We start from the raw sequence: 19607 nt of genomic DNA on the forward strand, positions 1-19607 counted from the left end.
TTGCTCAACGAACCGAATGCTTTCGCGCAAACTCCATGACTGGCGCAAAGTTCAGTAATAATAAGATGGCAATCAGCCCTACGCCAAATAATGCCAGATAAATTGGAACCAAGGCTAACAGCAGCCAACTACTAATGATGATCATAAAACTTAACATATATCGGCTGGATTTCAAAATAAATAATTGGAGATTAAGCAAAAGAGCTTCCTTGATTGAAAGAGACGGTGCCGTTGCGACCACTAAAAAATAATTGATCGCAAACGTCAAGGCGACGATCAGCAGAAACAGATTTAGCCATTTCAATTCAGTGATTTGGATCGTGACCCTCAGTAACAATAAATTTGCACTACATAACCCAATAACGACTAAAACAGGAAGCCACCCTAGAAGACTATGCTTAAATTTCCTGCGATAGGCCAATAAAAATACTTTTGGGGTACCATCTTTCTCCTTTGCTTCTTTCAAATAGATGAGTAACGCTGTAAAAGCTGGGGCTACTGGCAAGAAGGACAGGAGAAACAATGGTAAGGTGCTAAGTTTGATTTCCATTGTTAGCAATAAAAAAAGAAGGGGTAAATTGAACAACCAAAACAGCAGCGTCCCTAGAAAAGTATAGATAATATAATTTAAATAAGATAGATGATGAAACAGTTTGTAGCTATCTTTTTGATTGATCTCCGGTTGTCGAATATTTTTTTCCATCTGTCGCTCCTTGTAACTCTATTTTTCTATATGCGATCGTCAGTTTTTTCATAAGCTCTTCAACTTATTTTGTCCCGCTATTGCCAATCCCCAAATTGATTTGGAACAAATATTTTTGTCCTAAGAAATAGATAACGATCTGTGGAAGTGTCAGCAGCAATGACATTACCATTAACATCGACATATTGACGGTACCCGCTGGATTGGAGGTGGCGGACATAGATTGTGCGCCTAAAGCTAAGGTCATTTTGCTCGTATCTGATACATAGATCAAAGGACCCATGATGTCGCTCCAAGCAAAGTTAAAGGTAAAAATAGCAATGGCAGCCATCGCTGGTTTGATCAAAGGTAAGACTATTTTGGTAAAGGATCTAAATGGTCCTAAACCATCCATTTCTGCCGCTTCAAATAAGTTTCCCGGAATCGCCGTAATAAATTGGCGAGTAAAAAAGATATTATAGGCAGAGCCAAAGAATTGCGGGATGATCAGTGGCCAAAGAGTGTTATAAAGACCTAAGTTTCTAAAAATCAAAAACACAGGAATCAAGGTGATTTGACCTGGTAACATCATTGTTCCTAATACCAATAGAAACAATTTATTTTTATGTTTATACTTCATTCGGGCAAAGCCAAAAGCAACCAGTGTCGAAGAAATAATTTGTCCAACAATGCTAAGAACGACGATCAGCATCGTGTTGAAAAACCACAACAAGATTGGTCGCTCTCCTGAAAAGGAATCTCTAAACAAATTGGTGAAATTGGACAAATAGAATTCCATCGGCAGTAAAGTGAACTGTTCTTTGATATTTGACTCCGGCGAAGCTAGTGCAATCGAAATCATATAAACGAATGGAATGATCAAAATTCCCGCAAACAAAATCAAGGTCAGATAGATCAATAATTTAGATACTTTGGATAGATTTTTATCTAACACTTACTTCACCTCCTCTTCATAAAATACCCATAAGCTTGAGCTCTTCAGCACGATCAAGGATAAGACCATCACGATCATAAACAACACCCAAGCCATTGCCGAAGCATAGCCCATCCGATAAAATGAAAAGGCATTTCGATAAAGGTACGGAACAATCATTTCGCTGGCATAATCAGGCCCACCACCGGTCATCATATATACTTGAGTAAAGGTTTGAAGGGAGCCAATGACTCCGGTAATCAGGTTGAAAAATAAAATCGGCGAAATTTGGGGAATGGTTATACTAATAAACATCCTGAATCTGGATGCACCATCAAGAAGTGCCGATTCATACATTTCTTCCCCCACACTATTGATAGCAGACAACATCAAAATCATTGTTCCACCGACACCCCATAGAGAAAGGAATACGAAGCTCCAAAGCACATGGTCCTTACTCAACAGCCAAACTGGTCCGTCGATACCAAATAAGGCTAGTGCCTGGTTGACTAGTCCTTTGGAAGAAAGCAAACGGGTAAACAGCATCGTGCTCGCAACGATTGGTACAATGGAAGGTAAGTAATAGATGGTACGAAAAACACGCATCCCTTTCAAATGAAAGCTCAATAAATAAGCCATACCTAATGAAAGTAACAAATTGATTGGAACACTGATCAAGGTATATTGAAAAGTATTTGCTAAAGCTTTTAAAAAAATATCATCCTTAAAAAGACGCAGATAGTTATCAAATCCGATAAAATTAAATTCCGAAAACATATCCCAATCAGTAAAACTCATGATGATCGAAAAAATCATTGGTCCAATGGTAAAACAAACAAACCCAATGATCCAAGGTGAAACAAAGGCAAAAAACCAGCGGGACTGAGTCCGCTTACGCTTTTTTTGATTTAGTTGAAGTTGTGTCGCTGAAATGTCCAATAGGAAACCCTCCTTAACTAAGGTGCTTAAGGAAGAAAATTTTTTCTTCCCTAAGCTATCCTTTCTCTGAATTAATATTGTTCCATGATTTTTTCGCCAGATTCTTGCATTTTCTCAAGCGCTTCTTCTGGTGTTAAACGGCCAAGGAGCATTTCTTTTACTTGATTACTGAACTCACCGGTCAGTTCTCCATAGTAAGGACCTTCGAAAATACCATCGATCACAACACGTTCTGTCGAGATTCCTACGACGTCCAAGCGAAGATCTTTCCCATTTACTTGTCTATTGGTAAATTCTTCAGAGTTCAATACTTTGATATTGGCAGGAGAATCCACTAAACTTTCACCAAGAATTTTTTGTGCTTCTTCGCTCGTCATATATTCAATGAATCGAAAGGCGGCATCTTGTTTGGTCGATTGCTTAGAAATCGCTAAGGCACTTCCGAAAGGCCATGTAACTTTTTCATTGAAGAAAGGCATCGGTGCAATATCAAAATTTAAATCATCCAGTTGTGTGAAGTTGCCAATATTCCAAAATCCTGTCGTCAACATACCAATTCTACCTTGTGAGAACATTGAATCCGCACCAGACTGCGCAACAGATTCATAAAATTCATATGTGCCAACATAACCGTCTTGGTATAGATTATTAAACCAAGTAAGAACTTCTAAGTTTTCGGGAGAATTGATCACAACCTCATTATTTTCCACAAGGGAACCACCATTGGACTTGATAAATACTCCCCAGTTTGGCACCCAATCCATTCCACTAGCACCATACTGAACCGTTTCGCCGTTTTCTATTTTTGTTAATTTTTCGGCAGCAGCTGTGTATTCTTCAATCGTCCAATCATTTGTCGGGTATTCGATCCCTGCTTCATCAAATAAGTCTTTATTGTAGTAAAGAATTTCCGGGCCCCCTCTATCCGGCAAACCAAATGGTTGGCCATCATAGGTATATTGGGTTATTGCCTCCCCCCAATTGCTTTCTACGTCAATCGATGATTCCTCAATATATTCTGAAAGATCAATAAACAATCCCTTAGAAGCAAAGTTTTGCCCATTTTCTGCCACTTGGACAACGTCAGGTGCTTCATTTCCGGCATACATTGTTTGCAGTTTGGTGTCATAATCACTTGGCACTTGAACGAAGTCTACTTTTATGTCAGGATTCGCTTCCTCAAAGGCTTTGATGCGTGGCTCATAGATGGGAAGGTCACCTTCACCTCCCCACGTATAAAACTGGATCGTTGTGATTTCTCCATCCGAATCATTATTGTTGTTTTCTTGCCCACAAGCAACAAATAAGACTACTGAAGACGCCAATAAAGATGTTTTAGCAATTTTCCCAAAGTTCATAGCCATTTCCCCTTTTCTTATTCATTCGTTGTAACGCTCTTCAAGGTAACGATCGATTGCCGAGGGATTGTCAGTTCCTGAGAAGTGATGCTCTGCTCTTCTAAATCAGATTCACCATCTGTCGTATAGCTGATGATTTCACCAAATCCGACTCCTTGAAGATCAATCTCTTTTTCCTGAAAACTGTTATTGATGAGCACTGTAATAAGTTCTTCTTCGTTTGCTTCATTTTTTCCCAAAAAGCTTACGACATTCACCTCTTTGTCGTCGCTGATTGCGGAAACTCTCGTGTACCCTGGTCGAATAAACTTGCTGAAATTCCCCATTCCCCAAAGTCTTTTTGTCGGAATAATTTCTTTTGAACCTAAGTTTACATAGATCAGACCATCCCGATAATCGTAACTACTGACTGCGATCCAATATTGCCAAGCAACCACATCAAGGATCGTTAAATCATCGTGTATCTCGTTGGCTAAATTTAGGGCAGAATCCATAGTGTAGTCGCGACCATTGATCATTTCTGTCCACTCAGACATTTTTAAGGTAACATCGATTTCCTTTTCTTCTAACCACTCTTTAAAATTCATTTTCTCGACGTAAGTTGTCCAATATGAATGGACTTCCCACGTGTCAAAGTAATTCATCAATGTATCATTTTCGATGATTGCTTCGAAATATTCCTTGCTGGTGTTTGCCCATTCTCCTAATTCAGGCATCGATAGCGCTATTTGTTTCAGCTCTGGTCTTTTTTGTTTTTCTTCAATAAATACCTCTAAGAGTGCGACTACTTCAGCTGGATCGTAGTAGGTTCCCTCCTGACCACCAGTCCAATCCCATTGTGGTTCATTGATTGGCGACACATGCGTGACGGGAATGTCTTCTTTTAAGAAGTGTTCCGTTACATCATAGACGTAGTTGGCAAATGCTTGATAATTCTCAGGAGCTAGATTACTGCGTTTTTCTTCCAGCTTATCACCATACGCAGAACCATTTTTCGTTAGCCTCGTCAATGGACTATTGACGAATAAATAGATATCATCAATTCCATAATCAACCGCTGTTTTCAGCATCCATCGTGCATTTTCATCCTTCGACCAATCATAGACTTCGGGTCCTTCTTCAAAGTTTTCTGCTCGTCGCCAGGGATCTTCAATGCGAGGACTATTTTGTAACGTACTTCCGGCGCCTAAGTTGTAGCGATAAGACGTCAAGCCAATCCCTTCAAGCGGATCAAATAATAATTCTGCGATATATTCTCGCTTCGAAAGTTCTGCTGTTTCTTCTTCGATCCAGCCACCAATATCTTGACTCCACCAAGCACCACTTGCGCCAAAGCTTTCAATTGTCTGGTAGGTTTCTGCCGTATTTAAGGTGATCATCGCCGTATCAATGACTTCATCTGTCTCTGGCTCTTTTTCTTTCTGTGTATTTTCCTCGACCGTTCCACACGCTGTCAGTATACTCAATAAGACCAAAGGAATAAGGAGTGTCCGCTTTTTTATCATGTACTTCCCTCTCTATTCTCTAGAATCAATCGTGTATCTGGTAGTCCAGGTGAGCGCAGCGTCACAACTGTCTCTTTCTTGCGCTCTCCTGCTACAAAGCAAAGCAACTTTCCTTGCATCGTTCTACGGAATGACTCTGTATAAGCGGTAGTATCTGCTAGATCACCATTCTCCAAACCTAATAATGTCCCATTTTCGACTTCTAGATAGACCATCACTTCTGCTGCTATCGGATTTTCAGCATAATCCAAGACTTGGCATTCGATTTGATGAAGGGTCTTATCTAGCGTTAAATCGGTAGCAGCTAATTTCTCCCGCCATCTTTGAGGAATTTCGTAATTCATAGCTGCCAAAGCAGTTGGCGCTGCTTCGGGTTTTATTTCATCATGCAGAATCGTTTCTTCAAATACTGCTTCGACCGACAAGTTTTTTGGCTGATAGTTGATCCGTGCAACATAATAACCAAAGGTATCATCATAACGAACATCGGGTACTTCCAAGTCGCCAATCTTCAATCGAATCTCTTTTGCATTTGTATAACACCTTACTTCAATTTCTTGCTCAGCTGGGTAAGACCATTTTCGATAGGTGGGTTCCCATTCTGCTCTTCGTTTGTTTTTCTCGTAAGGAATCGTTGTCAAATAAACAGTCGGTTCTTGACTCCACCAGCTCTTTCTCTTGTAATAACTAGGCTTTTCAATACCAGCCAATGTCAATAAGCCTGCCCCAGATCCGTGAATAGGCCAGCCATGGGCTTCCCCTAAATAATCAATGCCCGTCCATAAAAATTGTCCAGCGATATACGGAAGAGTGTTTGCCGTTTGCCATTCTTTAAACCCGTGACTGTTCTCACTCCCAATAAAAGGTTTATCTGGGAATTTGCGATGATCTTCTTCGTATAGATGTTCTTTGTAGTTATAGCCAACGACATCCAAGTGATCGATCAAGCCAATTTTCGTAGATAATTCTGGAAAAGCTGCTGCCAAGGTAACTGGTCGAGTCGGATCGAGTGTTTTGCTCAAATGGACCAGCTTTTCGGCTATCGTGCGTAACCTTCTCATATCAGGTCGATGTGGATTATAGATGCGCTCAGCTTCTGGTTTGCTATTGTCATTATTCCCTGTCATTTCAGCAAACAATGGACTAGCATATGGATCATTGGGATAATCAATCTCATTGCCAATGCTCCAAGCAATGATCGATGGATGGTTTCGATTGCGTAAAATCATATTTTCCAAATCTTTTTCATACCAAGTTGGAAAATGTTCTGCTGCTCCTTCTAACTTGGGTGGATACACATTATGACCTTGCCACCATTTATTTTTAGGATTTTCCCATTCATCAAATGCTTCATCAAAGACTAAAAATCCCATGGTGTCGCACAAACGATACAAAGCAAACGAATGAGGATTGTGTGCCATTCGTATAGCATTTGCCCCCATCTCTTTTAACTTTATTAAACGCCGTACCCATACCTCGCTCGGAACAGCTGTACCGAAAGAGCCCGCATCTTCGTGCAAGCAAACACCTTTGATTTTCAGCTTTTGCCCATTTAAAGAAAAGCCCTCATTGGCATCAAAATGAAAGGATCTGATCCCGATATACTCGTTGTATACGCTCTCAATTCTATTTAAGGACGCATCTTGAAAACTCACCTTTGTTCGTAGCTGATAAAGATTCGGCGCTTCAGGTGACCATAGCTCTGGCTTTTCAATTTTTGCTTTCAATGTGACCGTGCGGCGTTCCCCTGCGTTAAGTTGGATTTCCTCACTTATGTTCATCACTTTTTCCGTTTGTAAACTTTCCAGCACTTGTTCGATCCTAACAACACGGTCTTGTTTTAAGGTATTTACTAGCCGATGTTCGATCATGATCTCCGCTTGCCCCTCTGTAACACTTGGCGTTGAAAAACTCGTTCCGTATTCGTCGATATAAATAGAATCATGAATTTCAAGAGAAACAGGACGTGTGAGTCCATTTCCGTTATACCATCTTGAATCTGCCAAATCTGTGTGCTCGACACGGACACTAATAAGCAAGCTATCATCCGAATTGTAAGTTAAAATCTCTGTCAAATCATAATAAAATGAAGCATATCCTGAAGGTCTAATCCCCATATGATAGCCATTGATCCAAACCCGTGCATTTTTATAAACACCTTCAAAATGAATTTTTACGACTTTATTCGTAAGGTCACCCAACTCTTGCAGCGGCTGTTTGGTTCGATACCAACCTATTCCTCCGGATAGATACCCTGTTCCGCTTGAAAAATGTTTTTCAAAGGGATAAGAGACACCCCAATCATGAGGAATCGTTACCTTTTCCCAAATAGAATCATCAAAATCTTTTTTCCATGCTTCTTTTTCTTCTTGTTTTGAGAATCGCCATTCATTCAAAAAACGTTTTTCCATTTAACCCCTAACCTCCCTTTTACCAATACTCACATAAAGAAATCGCTTTCTTTCACTTAATTTTACTAAAACATTTAATGAAGAACATAGTCTATCCGATTCATTTTCATGTATTATATGATATGAAGAAAAAAAAGCGCCTACTTTTTCGTAGGTAATAGGAGGGAACTATGTACCACATCCATTCGAATATATTTAATCCTGAAATTATTTATGTCGTTGACTTTTGGAATAAAAAGAAAAATCTTCGGGGCTACCACCATCATGATTTCATTGAGATCAGCATCGTATTAGAAGGAACCGTTGATTACGAATTCAATGAAACCCGCACAAGGCTATATACTGGTGACACGCTCCTTTTTAACCCTGGCCTTCCCCATACCGAAATCCATCCAGCAGGGATGGAATCCCATGAACTTCATATCGGCCTTTCTAATATTCTGATCGAAGGACTTCCTTTTAATACCTTCCCTAATGAAGATCCCCTGCTCAATTTGGGGATTTATCAAGAAGCGTTCTTCAAAAAAGCATGGCAGCTGACCCATGAGTTTAACAGCCATAATATTCATCACGATTTGATGGGCAAAGGAATCATTCTCGAAATGCTAGCTTTGATTTTAAGAAGTTTGACGCCCTCCGATCCAAACAATAGCCTGTCAGTAATTTCTGAAAAAGATAAACAAAAACAAACGCTAGTAAACCATACGATTTATTATTTGGAGAATCATCATCAAGAAGACATCACTTTGGAAATGCTAGCGGACATGCTTTATATTAGTCCTGCCCAACTTTCAAAAGTTTTTCGGAAAATCACTGGTCGTAGTCCGATTAAATATTTGATCGAGATTCGTCTCAAACATGCCTATGAGCTGTTGCTTCATACCAATTTGACCGTCAAAGAAATCGCAGAAAAAGTAGGCTATCATGATCCTTTTTATTTTAGTAAACTATTTAAAAAGCATTATGATCTTGCTCCTTCTAATGTTCGTAAAAGAAACTAACTGAATTTGCAGACAAAAAAGGATGCATCGCTGCACCCTTTTTCTTATACGACTACTTGCTTCATATAGCCTGTTTTGTCAAAATCTAATGGGGAAATGCGAACCTGTCGATGAAATCCGCGGGCTTCTTCTGGATACTTACTAAGTGGAACAGCAAAGCTGTGATAAGCAATATAATATCGATCAAAATGTTCCAAAATGCTGTGATGACCGGTTCCTAAAATGCCTTTCTCAACATTTTTTTGTAAGATAGGATAATGATACTGAATCGGTCCATACAATGAAGATGAGGTACCATAATTCACATGATAGTCTTCACTGCGGGTATCTTCTCCCGACCAGGTAAAGTGATACAAATCATCTTTTTTCAAAACAGTAATGGCTTCTCGAAAATCTTCCAGCCCTTGATATTCTGTTAGCGTATCAAGTTTGACAGTCCGCATGTCATCTCCCAACGCTACGATGGCAGCAGTCCCTCCCGCAGAATTGCCAAACAATAGATAATACTTTCCAGCTTCTACGTAAACAGATGGATCAATGACTTGACTCATGTTTAACCCATAGTCATCGATAAGATCAGGACTCAATAGCGGTTTCTCATCTGCAATAAAGGGACCTGTTGGATGATCCGCATAAGCGACACCGATTCCTGAGCGTCCATCCGCCATTTTTCCAGTAAAGTAAAAATAAAACGTTCCTTCTTTTTCTGCTATACAGGGTGCCCACGCACCACCGATCGTCCACTTCACCTGAGCGGATGCTAGATCAAGGATCGTCCCTTTATTTGTCCACTGAGTGAGATCTTCTGATTCAAATACCGAAAAGCTTGTCCCAGACCAATCCGTAAAACCATCTGATGTTGGATATAAGTAAAATTTCCCATTAAATGAAACCAAATCAGGGTCAGCATAAAGTCCCTCTAAAACCGGTTTTTTTTGTTGATAATAGGTCAGTAGTCGTTGATACTCCTCATCTGTGATCGTGATCACCCCACCATGGCGCTTGATAGATTGACCGAAGTCGAAGGCAGAAACAGGTTCGAAAACGCCTGTTGTGAGATCATCACTTACTGCGATCCCATATCCTGTGCCTTTTTTAAAGTGATCTACGATCAGCGCCCATTTGCCATCAGGTAATTGGTACACTTGCGGTCCTTCAACCCCTTCTAATTGAGCGAGGTATTCAGAAGTTACTTCCTGATAGTCTCCTGTCAGCTGTTGACTGCGATCTAAAAAAATGCGACTATTTTCTTCGTTTTTTGTAAAACGATAATAATACCCCTGACTAAAAACAATCGTTGTATCGATCACATCCATCGTTTTTTCAATAAATAGCACAGGCTCAGTAAACGTCTGAAAATCCATAGTAGAAACAGAATAAATCTTATGTTTTCCATTAACCTTTGCAGCAAAATAGACAAAAAATGTCTCTTTTTCTGCGTCATAAATTGCCTCTGGCGCCCACAAATTCCCTGCACCTTCTGGAGCAATCGTTGCGGTCCATGGGTTTGTCCAATACACAAGATCCGTTGATGACCAGATAACCATCTGGCGGCTACCATTGGTTTGAGCATGTGCCCAGCCAAGTCCCTTTTCAATACGCAAATCTGTCGCAATGAGATAATACGTGTCCTTCCCCTTAACCAGAAAAGGATCTCTGACTCCTTTTTCCCCAAGATCACTTTTCAAAACGGGATGGCCTTGATTTAAATCTGTAAAAGTCAATCCATCCTTGCTCACACTAAAGTATACTTGCTCACCATTTTTTTGCTCGCCAGTGAAATGACAAAATAAATAAGCTGTCATTCAATCCCTCCTAATTCCTTCTCTATGCACTCGACTTCCTTCTCTCTCATTTTATAGAAGTCCCCGTGAATTTGTATAAGTTGATGAACGAACTTTTATAAGATTTTGAAACACTTGCTTTCCTATTTTCTTACACGAGCGATTCCATTGACTTGCCATTTTTTGCTATCTCTTGTCAAAAATCGTCGGCCATTATTCTTTCATTTTCTTTATACCTGAAGTTTGTGCAGCAAATAAACGATCAAAAAAAGCACACATCCACTTTCGGATGTGTGCTAACTCAACATTAAAATCGATTGAAGATTTAATACACTTATTTGAAAGAAGTTAGTTCGTCCATGCAGCAACTTCTTCTGGGTGATTGGCTACCCAATCTTTGGCTGCATCTTCGGCTGATGTTCCGTCATTGATTGCTAACATGACTTCTTCCATATCTTCTTGTGTCCAGTTGAAACGATCAAGTACTTCGTAAACTTCTGGCATGTCATCTGCTAATCCTTGACGTACAACAGTATTGATGCTTTCTGCTTCACCCATTGTTCCTTCTGGATCATCCAGATATTTCAGATCATATTTCGCAAACATCCAATGTGGAGACCAACCAGTAATAACGATCTCATCTTGGTTCTTGATCGCTTGGCCCAATGCCACTGTCATCGCTCCAGAAGAAGAGGTAGCGACATTCCAATCTGAAAGATTGTCATACGTCGCAACCGTATTCTCCGCTGCATTCACGACACCAGCGCCTGGTTCGATACCAGTGATGGTTTTTCCAGCTTCGTCAGAAAGGTCAGCGATGGAATCTACATCCATATAGCTTGGGACAACGATCCCCAGTTTTGCCCCTTCTAAGTTAGGACCTAAGTTCTCGACTTGATCTTGGTACTGTTCATACTGGGATTGATGCGTAGATGGCAGCCAAGCAGCGACCATCCCGTCAACTTCCCCTTTTGCCACCGATTCCCACATGATGGCATTATCCAAAGGCGTCGTGTTGACTTCGTAGCCCATTTGCGACAAGACTTCTGCCACCACATGGGTAGATGCGACTTCCGTATCCCATTCGACATACGCCAAGTTCACCGTGCCTTTGCTGTCAGAAACATTTCCAAAGGCAAACGATGCGCCAATCAAAGCAATGACTGCCGCTGCAGCAATCCCGCCAAAAAGACGTTTTTGTTTGCGACTTGTCTTGCTGGCTGCTTTTTGATGTGCCGAACGATTCAAATTCTGGGTAAAGCGATCCATGATGATCGCCAAAATAACTAAGGATACCCCACTGACAAATCCGTTACCGACTTGTGCTCGTTGCAAGGCGGACAAGACGCCGCGCCCTAACCCAGGAGCACCGATCATTGACGCGATCACGACCATTGATAATGCCAGCATCGTGGTTTGGTTGACCCCAGCCAAAATAGTACTTTTGGCTAGTGGCAATTCTAATTTGATCAGTTTTTGCCAGCCAGTCCCACCGAAGGAATCAGAGGCTTCCACCAATTCACGAGAAATTTGGCGAATCCCTAAGTTCGTCATCCGAACGGTTGGTGGTAGAGCAAAGATCACTGAGGCGAAGACCCCAGGAACCATCCCGATCCCAAAGAAAGCAACCGCAGGAATCAAATAAACGAAACCAGGCATCGTTTGCATAAAGTCTAAGATCGGCGTCACGATACTTTGCGCTTTTTCGCTTTTCGCCATTAAGATTCCTAGTGGAATCCCAATGATGATCGAAACCAAACTCGACAATAAGACCAACGTCACGGTGTTCATCAAGTCTGTCCATAACCCTTGGTTATAGATGAACAGCAACCCGACAAAAGTAAAAGCTGGCAAGCCGAATTTTTTACGTGAAACGAAAAAGGCAGCAGCCGTCAATAAGACGATCATTAATAACGGTGGTACAAACAGTAATACATTTGTAATAGCGTCCATGATAAATTGTCCGAAAGACTGTAAGGCTGAAAACAATCCACTGAAAGTTCCTGTTAGCCAATCAGTAAAGTTTTCGACCCAATCAGCCACCGGAATCGTATGTTGTAAGAAATTATCCATTTGTCACTACCCCTTCCTCTGCTTGAGCGGCTGAATCAGTCTCAGCCAATGCTTCAATCACACTTCCGCGGATCACGACTCCGATCAAACGATCGTTTTCTACCACGGCTAAAGGTGTAGGCGAATCATAGATCAAATTGAAGATATCCGTTACCAGCATATCTTTATCGATCTTTTTAACATTTTTATCAATAACTTCCTTCAAGGTCAGATTGTTTTTCCGTGCCTCACGAGCAGACTCGGCTGTCAGGCTTCCTTTTAGGTGACGACGTTTGTCGACGGCTAACAGCATGCTGACTTCTTCTTTCCGCATCCGGTTCAATGCTACGCTTGGTCCATCGATCTCGATGTTCGTCGTCAATGCTGGGACCATGATGTTTTGCGCAGTCAAGACTTTGGAACGATCGACATCTTCCACGAAATCACGCACGTATTGGTTGGCAGGATTCGTCAAAATATCTTCTCCTGTACCGATCTGCATGATCTGACCATCTTTCATTAAAGCGATCCGGTCACCGATCCGCAAGGCCTCGTTCAAATCATGGGTGATAAAGATAATCGTTTTTTGAACATTGGCTTGCAATTCTAAAAGTTCATCTTGCATTTCACGGCGAATCAGCGGATCTAATGCTGAAAAGGCCTCATCCATCAAGAGGATCTCTGGATCATTGGCTAACGCACGGGCAAGTCCCACACGCTGTTGCATCCCTCCAGACAGCTGATCAGGGTATTGGTCTTTAAAAGAAAGCAATCCTGAGTTTTCTAACGCTTTTTCCGCTTTCGCTGTTCGTTCTTCTTTCGAGACCCCACGGACTTCTAGTCCGTATTCTGTGTTCTCTAAAATTGTCCGATGAGGGAAAAGGCCAAAGCTTTGGAAAACCATGTTGATTTTGTGACGGCGAACTTCTCGTAGTTCCTCTTTACTCATTTTGGCAACATCCACGCCATCTATGTAAATATCTCCGCCAGACGGCTCGATCAATCGATTCAATAGTCGAATCAATGTTGACTTCCCGCTTCCAGAAAGGCCCATGATGACGAAAATCTCGCCTTCGTTGACTTCAAAGTTCACATCATAGACCCCGACGGTGGCACCCGTTTTTTCTAAAATCTCGTTTTTGCTGCGTTGTTCTTTGACCATGGCAAGAGCTTGCTGCTTTTTCTTACCGAAGATTTTGGTTAAGTGTTCCACTTTAACTTTACTCAAATGATTAATACTCCTTTTTCTGAAAAATTTCACGAAAGTGACCATACTATCTTAACAAGATGTGGTCACTTTGTCAAAAAAAATTTCCCAATGCTTTTTCTTTTGCAAAAAAAGCATGGGAATCAGGAAAAAGAATTACGCTGAATGGTCCGTTGGATAGAAGAAATTGGTCATGCGCTGCAACGCCAGTTCATTTCCGACAAAATAAATCGTATTGCCTGCACTGAATTTCGCATAAGGTCCTGGTGACAACAACAATTCTTCGGTTGTTTGGATTGCGATGATCGTCGCCCCTGTGGCTTGCCAAATATTCAATTCATTGATACTTTTTTCCAAATGCTGCGCTTGTTCCGTCAACTGAAGTTCAAAGGGTACAAACGGACTCATATGGTGTACCTTTTTGGTCTGCTGCACTAACGTGTTCAACAAGTCAGAAAAATTATCCAGCTCTTGCTGCTGCCGCTCCACACTGTCTAAAATGTCTTGTCTGATTTCTTGGATCGACTGCACATCTTGGTATTGTTCAACAAAGGCCTGTGCTTTTTCCTTTGAAGCGATATAGGCGCCGCTGCCATGACGGACATCCATGATTTCTAAATCAACTAATACATTGATCGCTTTGCGGGCTGTTTCAGGAGAGACATTGAAATTGCTGGCTAACGTTGAGCGCGCATGGATCTTTTGCCCAACTTGGTAGCGATTTTCAACGATTCGTTCCGCGATCGCCACGGCAATCTGCTGATAACGAGGCAAAGCGACCTTCTTTTTATCTTGAAACTTATTCGTCATGATGAACTTCCTTTACTTTTTTTTCATCATAACAAGAAACATTGTTGGTGGCAACTATTCACTGGTTCGCGGATTTTTGATCAAGCGGGCACGGATGATCGCTGTTTCTTGCCGTATCTGCTTTTGTAGATCTTGCAGCAGTATTTCATTTGTCTCATCAAGATCAATCAAGGTATAGGCGACTCCGGCTTTTCTCTCACTCGCCAAATTATCGATATCTACGCCTGCTTCAGAAATGATCCGCAATAATGGGGCAAAAGCACCAGGCTTGTCGTGATAAAACAGCGCCAGGCGATACGGTGCCAAAAAAGGCAACTCTGCATGAGGAAAGTTGACCGATTCTTGAATCGTCCCAGCGCGCAAATAGGCATGCATGCGATCAAAAACTACGTGATCCCCCTTTTCCAAGGCATTGGTAGTACTGCCGCCGATATGCGGATAACACAACACTTTTGGTTGTCCGATCAAGCCGGCACTAGGAAAGTCGGTGATGTATTGTTTGAGCTGATTTTTGGCTAGTGCTTCTAAGACGGCTGCTTCTTCCACGATCTCCCCGCGCCCAAAATTCATCAACACTGCATTTTTTTTCATCTGCTGAATCGTTTGTCGATTCAGCATGCCTTTGGTTTCCTGACTTAAAGGGAGCAAAACCACTACAAAATCTGATTCGGCCAACAGTACGTGCAAGTCACTGACTTGTTCGTAATCGTGTGCCGCTTTTTTCGTACGGGCATAGCCGAGGACTTCCATCCCTAGCTGATGACAGGCTTTTGCCACCCGTTCACCGATCTCTCCTAAGCCTAAAATACCGATGGTTTTTCCAGCTAATTCTTCGCCGATCACTTCTTTTCGCCGTTCTTCAGCTACCTTCAACACATCTTCTGCTTCAATTTGACCTGACGTTACCTCTTCTTGCAAATCGGCTACCGTCTGGATGGCTTTGAATAAGGGGCGAACGCTGAGAAACAAATTGGAGAGCACCAATTCTTTGACTGCATTGGCATTGACACCGGGACTATTGAAGACTACTGTGCCATTTTGAGTACACCGTGCCAAATCGATCGTATTGGTGCCTGTTCCTGAGCGAGCGATCACAGCTAATTCTGGTGTGATCAATTCGTTAGGAACCGTTGAACTGCGTACAAACAGCGCCTCTGGGGCCGCTTGATTTTTTAACGAGTATCCTTTTTTGATTGCTCGCTTACCTATCGTTTCGGTCATCTTATCTAACTGATAAATCGTCTCCATAAAGCAGACCTCCTTTTGTCTTTAGTGCGTATTAGTCAAATAGTACAAAAAAGTGCGGTAAAATGATAGCAATACGCAAGAGAGGATGATTACTATGCACCTATCGATCACAAATTTTCCAGATGAACAGCCGATCGTTGGCAAAGACTCGCAGCTTCAAGACACAACTTTAGGAGACTATGTCGAAATTGGCGAAGCCAATCACATTGATCATTCTTCCATCGGCAATTATACCTATACGGGGCAATATTGCTTTATTCAGAACAGTCAATTAGGACGTTTTATCAGTATCGCAGCGATGGTCCGCATCGGCCCCACCAATCATCCCTATGAACGCCCTAGTCAGCATCTTTTTGCCTATAATGGCGAAGGCTATGGATTTGCGCCAAAGGACGAGTCCTTCTTAGAAAAACGCAAAGCAAAAACGACCGTCATTGGCAATGATGTCTGGATCGGCCACGGTGCCGTGATCCAATCTGGTTTGACCGTCGGTGATGGTGCCGTGATCGCCTCAAACGCAGTCGTAACCAAAGATGTGCCGCCTTATGCGATCGTCGGCGGGGTTCCAGCAAAAGTGATCAAATACCGCTTTGATCCAGAAACGATCACTGCTTTACAAGAAATCGCTTGGTGGAATTGGAGTCGTGCAGAATTAGAAGCACGCTATCTGGATTTCCGGCTCCCAATCGAAGATTTTATAGTAAAATACACCCGTTGATTATGCGCTTTTTCCGCTTAGTACGAGGAATGAATGATAACACATCACAGTCATTCATTCTTCGAAAGTCTTTGAGGGAAGGATTTTTTAGAAATAAATAAAAAACACTGAAAATCTATTGTATCGAGAAATTCCTGTGCTAAAATGGAGAAATCAAATGAAGTTTTTCACGAACTTTTAAAGGAGTGTTCTATTTGACCATTTTAGACTATCGTCCATTAAATCTTTACACCAATTACCGCGAAGCTGCCGAGGCATTTCCTGACACAACCATCATCCACGATGAAGTGCTGCCAGCATTTCCTGAACTTGGCTATCGTAGTACTTACCGTTCGAGCCATGAAATGATTTTAAAACGTGCTTACCAACTTGCTGCACTAGGCGTGCAAGCCGGCGATAAAATCATTCTTTATAAATCTTCAAAATTCGATACCTATTTATTAGCAACGGCTGCTTCTTACCTTGGCGCAGTGCCTGCTATGATCTCTTACCATTTCCCTGCTGAAACCATCGAAGTGTTTGTGGATCGCTTAGAAGATCCATTCATCTTATTTGATGAAGAAACCGAAGGCCGCGTCGCACAAGTGAAAAATAGCAGTACTGACAAACAGATTGCTGTTCGTCATCTGCTGCAACAACCAGCGGAACCAGTGGCCCAAACTGAGTTACCAGTGGATCAAATTTCTTATATGACCCACACTTCTGGAACAACGGGTATTCCAAAATTGATTTGTCATTCGGCAAACTCCATGGGCTGGCGGACAAAATGGCAAAAAACGATCTTCACCAAGATTGATCGCACCAAGGCAGACTCTGATAAAGCAGACTCTGATTTAATTGCGTTCCATATCTCACCGGTGCACTCCCGCTTCAATATCGGCATCTCATCCTTGATGGCGATGGGCTTTCCGATGATGCCATTAGCCAATGCCAACGGCGCTCATGTCGTAAGCATGCTAAAAGAATACCCACCAATCGCTTTGGAAACTCATCCAAACAATTTTGTCCAATGGAGCTTCGTGGCAAAAGAACAACCAGATGCTTTCGCCAATATTCGTTACTATCACTCAACCTTTGATGCCATCAACAATCAAACAATGGCCACTTTTTTAAATACTTCAGCAACAAAAGAAGCAATCTTTTTGCAAGTCTATGGTCAAAGTGAATGCGGGCCAATGATCCTAAAAGCACATACCTTAGAAAGCATCGCTACCAACGATGCCCGTGATATGGGTGTTGGTCTAGAGGACTTAACGAGAGCACGGATCGCCGATGCAGAGGGCAACGAGCTGCCAGCCAATACCGATGGGCACATCCATTTCCTTTCAAAAGGACGCGCGTTGACCTATTATAAAGAAGATCAGCGTTTTGCTGACAATGTCTATGGCGCTTGGTGGGACAGTGGTGACTACGGCATGATGGATGATCAGGGACATCTTTACTTAAAAGACCGTCAAGTGGACTTGATCAAAAATATTGAAAGCAATCTTGCTTTGGAAGACCTTTTGCTGGATCATTTAGACTTCCTTGCCGAAGTTGTGATCGTTCGCGACAAAGAGAACTCACCACAACCTATCATTGCTTTAGCGCCAAATCGTGAAATGGATTGGGATGCTTGGTGGAAAATGGTGGAAGATCTCCCTCACCTCAATCAGCCAATTTTACGCGACTACGATGATATCCCACGAACAGCAACCATGAAAGTCCAACGACTACAAATTGAAAAAGAATTCAAAAACGCAGAATAAAACAAAAGAAACGGCCAGCAGATTTCCCTGCTGGCCGTTTCTTTTGCTTTCGCTGTTTTTCTTTGGCTGATGTTATTCTTTCGCTGATCCTTTTCTTGAGTAGATACGTTCTTTAGGTTGCCCATATTGACTTAGCTTTGTTTCAGCTAACGTGATACCAAAGCCCTCTCCATCAGGTACCAGCAGCTTTCCTTTATGCAAAGTTGCAGGCTGTGTAATGACATCATCATAAAAGTAACGGTCAGAAGCGGAAAGGTCCCCGGGAAAATGGAAAATATCTTGACTCGCAAATTGCAAATTCATGGCTCGTCCTACACCAGACTCAAACATGCCGCCTAACCAAACAAGCAGTCCATGGGTTTGACATCGATCAAGGATTCGCAAAGCTTCGGTGATCCCACCGACACGGGGGATTTTCAGGTTGATCGCACGGCAGCTGTCCAGTGCTGCGACTGTATCGACGTCTTCTGCCGTTCGAATATCTTCATCTAAACATAGAGGCGTCTTCATCTGCCGCTGCAGCTGACTGTGCCCCAACAGATCTCGTACCTTAAGGGGTTGCTCGATCATCACCAAGCCTAAGTCATCCAGTGCCAAAATGCGTTCTGGCTCACTCTGATAGGCTCCGTTTGCATCTGCCATCAAAAGCAATTCTGGAAAGGCTTGTCGAATCGCTCGCAAGGGTGCCACATCTTGCCCCGGCTTGATTTTTAACTTGATTCGTTGATACCCTTGGGCGACATAAGCGGCAACAAGAGCCATTAGTTTTTCGACAGAGTCGTGTATGCCGATACTAACGCCAACAGCGACACTCGGTCGGGTCGCGGTATACAGCTCTTTCACACTTTGATGCGTTTGCTTGCCATATAGATCCCAAATTGCTGTTTCCAAAGCCGATTTTGCCATGTAGTTTCCTTGGACCGTTTGAAACAATTGCCAAACTTCTTGCGGATGCTCGATCTCCTGGTCAATCAATAATGGGATCAGTGCTGTTTCAATCACTTGTCGAGCAGAAAAGAGGGTTTCTTCAATGTAATCTGGCTGCTCAAAAGCGACCAATTCACCGATGCCCACCGTTCCCTCCTCTGCCGTCACCAAATAAAGATCAAAGGCTTTTTCTGTTAATTGTCCGTAACTTGTCACAAAGGATTGTTTGAGGGGCAAGCGACAGGCGATGCGTTCAATTTTCTCAATCTTCATTGCGTTCTCT

The 19607-nt window shown here is 42.1% G+C and carries 15 protein-coding genes; 3 read left to right on the forward strand and 12 right to left on the reverse strand.

All coding sequences use genetic code 11. The annotated features are described in order from the left end of the window. Nucleotides 1-4: 4 nt before the first annotated feature. The 6 genes from IGI86_RS12610 to IGI86_RS12635 all read right to left on the reverse strand — a co-directional run bounded on the left by IGI86_RS12610 (nt 5) and on the right by IGI86_RS12635 (nt 7829). Nucleotides 5-703 carry a DUF624 domain-containing protein gene (locus IGI86_RS12610; protein ID WP_016612657.1) on the reverse strand — a complete coding sequence of 233 codons (699 nt, stop codon included), beginning with the start codon at nt 701-703 and terminating at the stop codon, nt 5-7. A 64-nt stretch (nt 704-767) separates the two neighbouring features. Next, entirely contained in the window at nt 768-1637 is an 870-nt protein-coding gene (locus IGI86_RS12615) for a carbohydrate ABC transporter permease (RefSeq protein WP_016619769.1), read from the reverse strand. Beyond that, nucleotides 1638-2555 carry a carbohydrate ABC transporter permease gene (locus IGI86_RS12620; protein ID WP_223347117.1) on the reverse strand — a complete coding sequence of 306 codons (918 nt, stop codon included), beginning with the start codon at nt 2553-2555 and terminating at the stop codon, nt 1638-1640. Nucleotides 2556-2626: 71 nt separating this feature from the next. Further along, entirely contained in the window at nt 2627-3913 is a 1287-nt protein-coding gene (locus IGI86_RS12625) for an ABC transporter substrate-binding protein (protein WP_233499057.1), read from the reverse strand. 17 nt (nt 3914-3930) lie between these two features. After that, on the reverse strand, nt 3931-5418 hold the full coding sequence (locus IGI86_RS12630) for a glycoside hydrolase family 30 protein (RefSeq protein ID WP_430617334.1): 1488 nt from the start codon (nt 5416-5418) through the stop codon (nt 3931-3933). Beyond that, nucleotides 5415-7829 carry a glycoside hydrolase family 2 gene (locus IGI86_RS12635; RefSeq protein ID WP_016612663.1) on the reverse strand — a complete coding sequence of 805 codons (2415 nt, stop codon included), beginning with the start codon at nt 7827-7829 and terminating at the stop codon, nt 5415-5417. Before IGI86_RS12635 ends, IGI86_RS12630 begins: the two co-directional genes overlap by 4 nt. Nucleotides 7830-7999: 170 nt before the next feature. On the opposite strand from IGI86_RS12635, the gene IGI86_RS12640 reads away from it, so the two are divergent. Then, the gene (locus IGI86_RS12640; RefSeq protein WP_016612664.1) at nt 8000-8830 is read left to right on the forward strand and encodes a helix-turn-helix transcriptional regulator; all 831 of its coding nucleotides are present in this window, start codon (nt 8000-8002) and stop codon (nt 8828-8830) included. 44 nt (nt 8831-8874) lie between these two features. Here IGI86_RS12640 and IGI86_RS12645 read toward each other — a convergent pair whose 3' ends face one another. From IGI86_RS12645 to IGI86_RS12665, 5 genes are all read right to left on the reverse strand, one after another. After that, nucleotides 8875-10635: a family 43 glycosylhydrolase gene (locus IGI86_RS12645; RefSeq protein WP_430617336.1), complete on the reverse strand. Its 1761-nt coding sequence runs from the start codon at nt 10633-10635 to the stop codon at nt 8875-8877. Nucleotides 10636-10962: 327 nt separating this feature from the next. Next, on the reverse strand, nt 10963-12687 hold the full coding sequence (locus IGI86_RS12650) for an ABC transporter permease/substrate binding protein (protein WP_087665039.1): 1725 nt from the start codon (nt 12685-12687) through the stop codon (nt 10963-10965). Next, nucleotides 12680-13894, reverse strand: coding sequence for a quaternary amine ABC transporter ATP-binding protein (locus IGI86_RS12655; protein WP_005228609.1), 1215 nt, complete (start codon nt 13892-13894; stop codon nt 12680-12682). Before IGI86_RS12655 ends, IGI86_RS12650 begins: the two co-directional genes overlap by 8 nt. Nucleotides 13895-14029: 135 nt before the next feature. Next, entirely contained in the window at nt 14030-14683 is a 654-nt protein-coding gene (locus tag IGI86_RS12660) for a GntR family transcriptional regulator (protein ID WP_005234303.1), read from the reverse strand. A 54-nt stretch (nt 14684-14737) separates the two neighbouring features. After that, nucleotides 14738-15931, reverse strand: a complete 1194-nt coding sequence (locus IGI86_RS12665; protein WP_087665040.1) for an NAD(P)-dependent oxidoreductase — start codon at nt 15929-15931, stop codon at nt 14738-14740. 94 nt (nt 15932-16025) lie between these two features. Between IGI86_RS12665 and IGI86_RS12670 the strand changes: the two genes are divergently transcribed. Together IGI86_RS12670 and IGI86_RS12675 are read left to right on the forward strand one after the other, a co-directional pair. Further along, complete coding sequence (locus IGI86_RS12670; protein ID WP_008380829.1) at nt 16026-16649, forward strand: DapH/DapD/GlmU-related protein; 624 nt, start codon at nt 16026-16028, stop codon at nt 16647-16649. Between the two features lie 194 nt (nt 16650-16843). Continuing rightward, entirely contained in the window at nt 16844-18397 is a 1554-nt protein-coding gene (locus IGI86_RS12675; protein ID WP_139960526.1) for an AMP-binding protein, read from the forward strand. A gap of 72 nt (nt 18398-18469) precedes the next feature. On the opposite strand, the gene menC is transcribed toward IGI86_RS12675, so the two are convergent. Next, entirely contained in the window at nt 18470-19597 is a 1128-nt protein-coding gene (gene menC / locus IGI86_RS12680; protein ID WP_086332643.1) for an o-succinylbenzoate synthase, read from the reverse strand. Nucleotides 19598-19607: the final 10 nt, after the last annotated feature.

Origin of the sequence: Enterococcus sp. AZ188 (genome assembly GCF_050544075.1) — a bacterium.
Taxonomy (GTDB): Bacteria; Bacillota; Bacilli; order Lactobacillales; family Enterococcaceae; genus Enterococcus_D; species Enterococcus_D entomosocium.

Bases quoted from the DNA above. Each gene is read 5' to 3' on its own strand.
- IGI86_RS12610 (WP_016612657.1), bottom strand. From the start codon at position 703: ATGGAAAAAAATATTCGACAACCGGAGATCAATCAAAAAGATAGCTAC.
- IGI86_RS12625 (WP_233499057.1), bottom strand. From the start codon at position 3,913: ATGAACTTTGGGAAAATTGCTAAAACATCTTTATTGGCGTCTTCAGTA.
- IGI86_RS12630 (WP_430617334.1), bottom strand. From the start codon at position 5,418: ATGATAAAAAAGCGGACACTCCTTATTCCTTTGGTCTTATTGAGTATA.
- IGI86_RS12635 (WP_016612663.1), bottom strand. From the start codon at position 7,829: ATGGAAAAACGTTTTTTGAATGAATGGCGATTCTCAAAACAAGAAGAA.
- IGI86_RS12640 (WP_016612664.1), top strand. From the start codon at position 8,000: ATGTACCACATCCATTCGAATATATTTAATCCTGAAATTATTTATGTC.
- IGI86_RS12645 (WP_430617336.1), bottom strand. From the start codon at position 10,635: ATGACAGCTTATTTATTTTGTCATTTCACTGGCGAGCAAAAAAATGGT.
- IGI86_RS12650 (WP_087665039.1), bottom strand. From the start codon at position 12,687: ATGGATAATTTCTTACAACATACGATTCCGGTGGCTGATTGGGTCGAA.
- IGI86_RS12660 (WP_005234303.1), bottom strand. From the start codon at position 14,683: ATGACGAATAAGTTTCAAGATAAAAAGAAGGTCGCTTTGCCTCGTTAT.
- IGI86_RS12665 (WP_087665040.1), bottom strand. From the start codon at position 15,931: ATGGAGACGATTTATCAGTTAGATAAGATGACCGAAACGATAGGTAAG.
- IGI86_RS12670 (WP_008380829.1), top strand. From the start codon at position 16,026: ATGCACCTATCGATCACAAATTTTCCAGATGAACAGCCGATCGTTGGC.
- menC (WP_086332643.1), bottom strand. From the start codon at position 19,597: ATGAAGATTGAGAAAATTGAACGCATCGCCTGTCGCTTGCCCCTCAAA.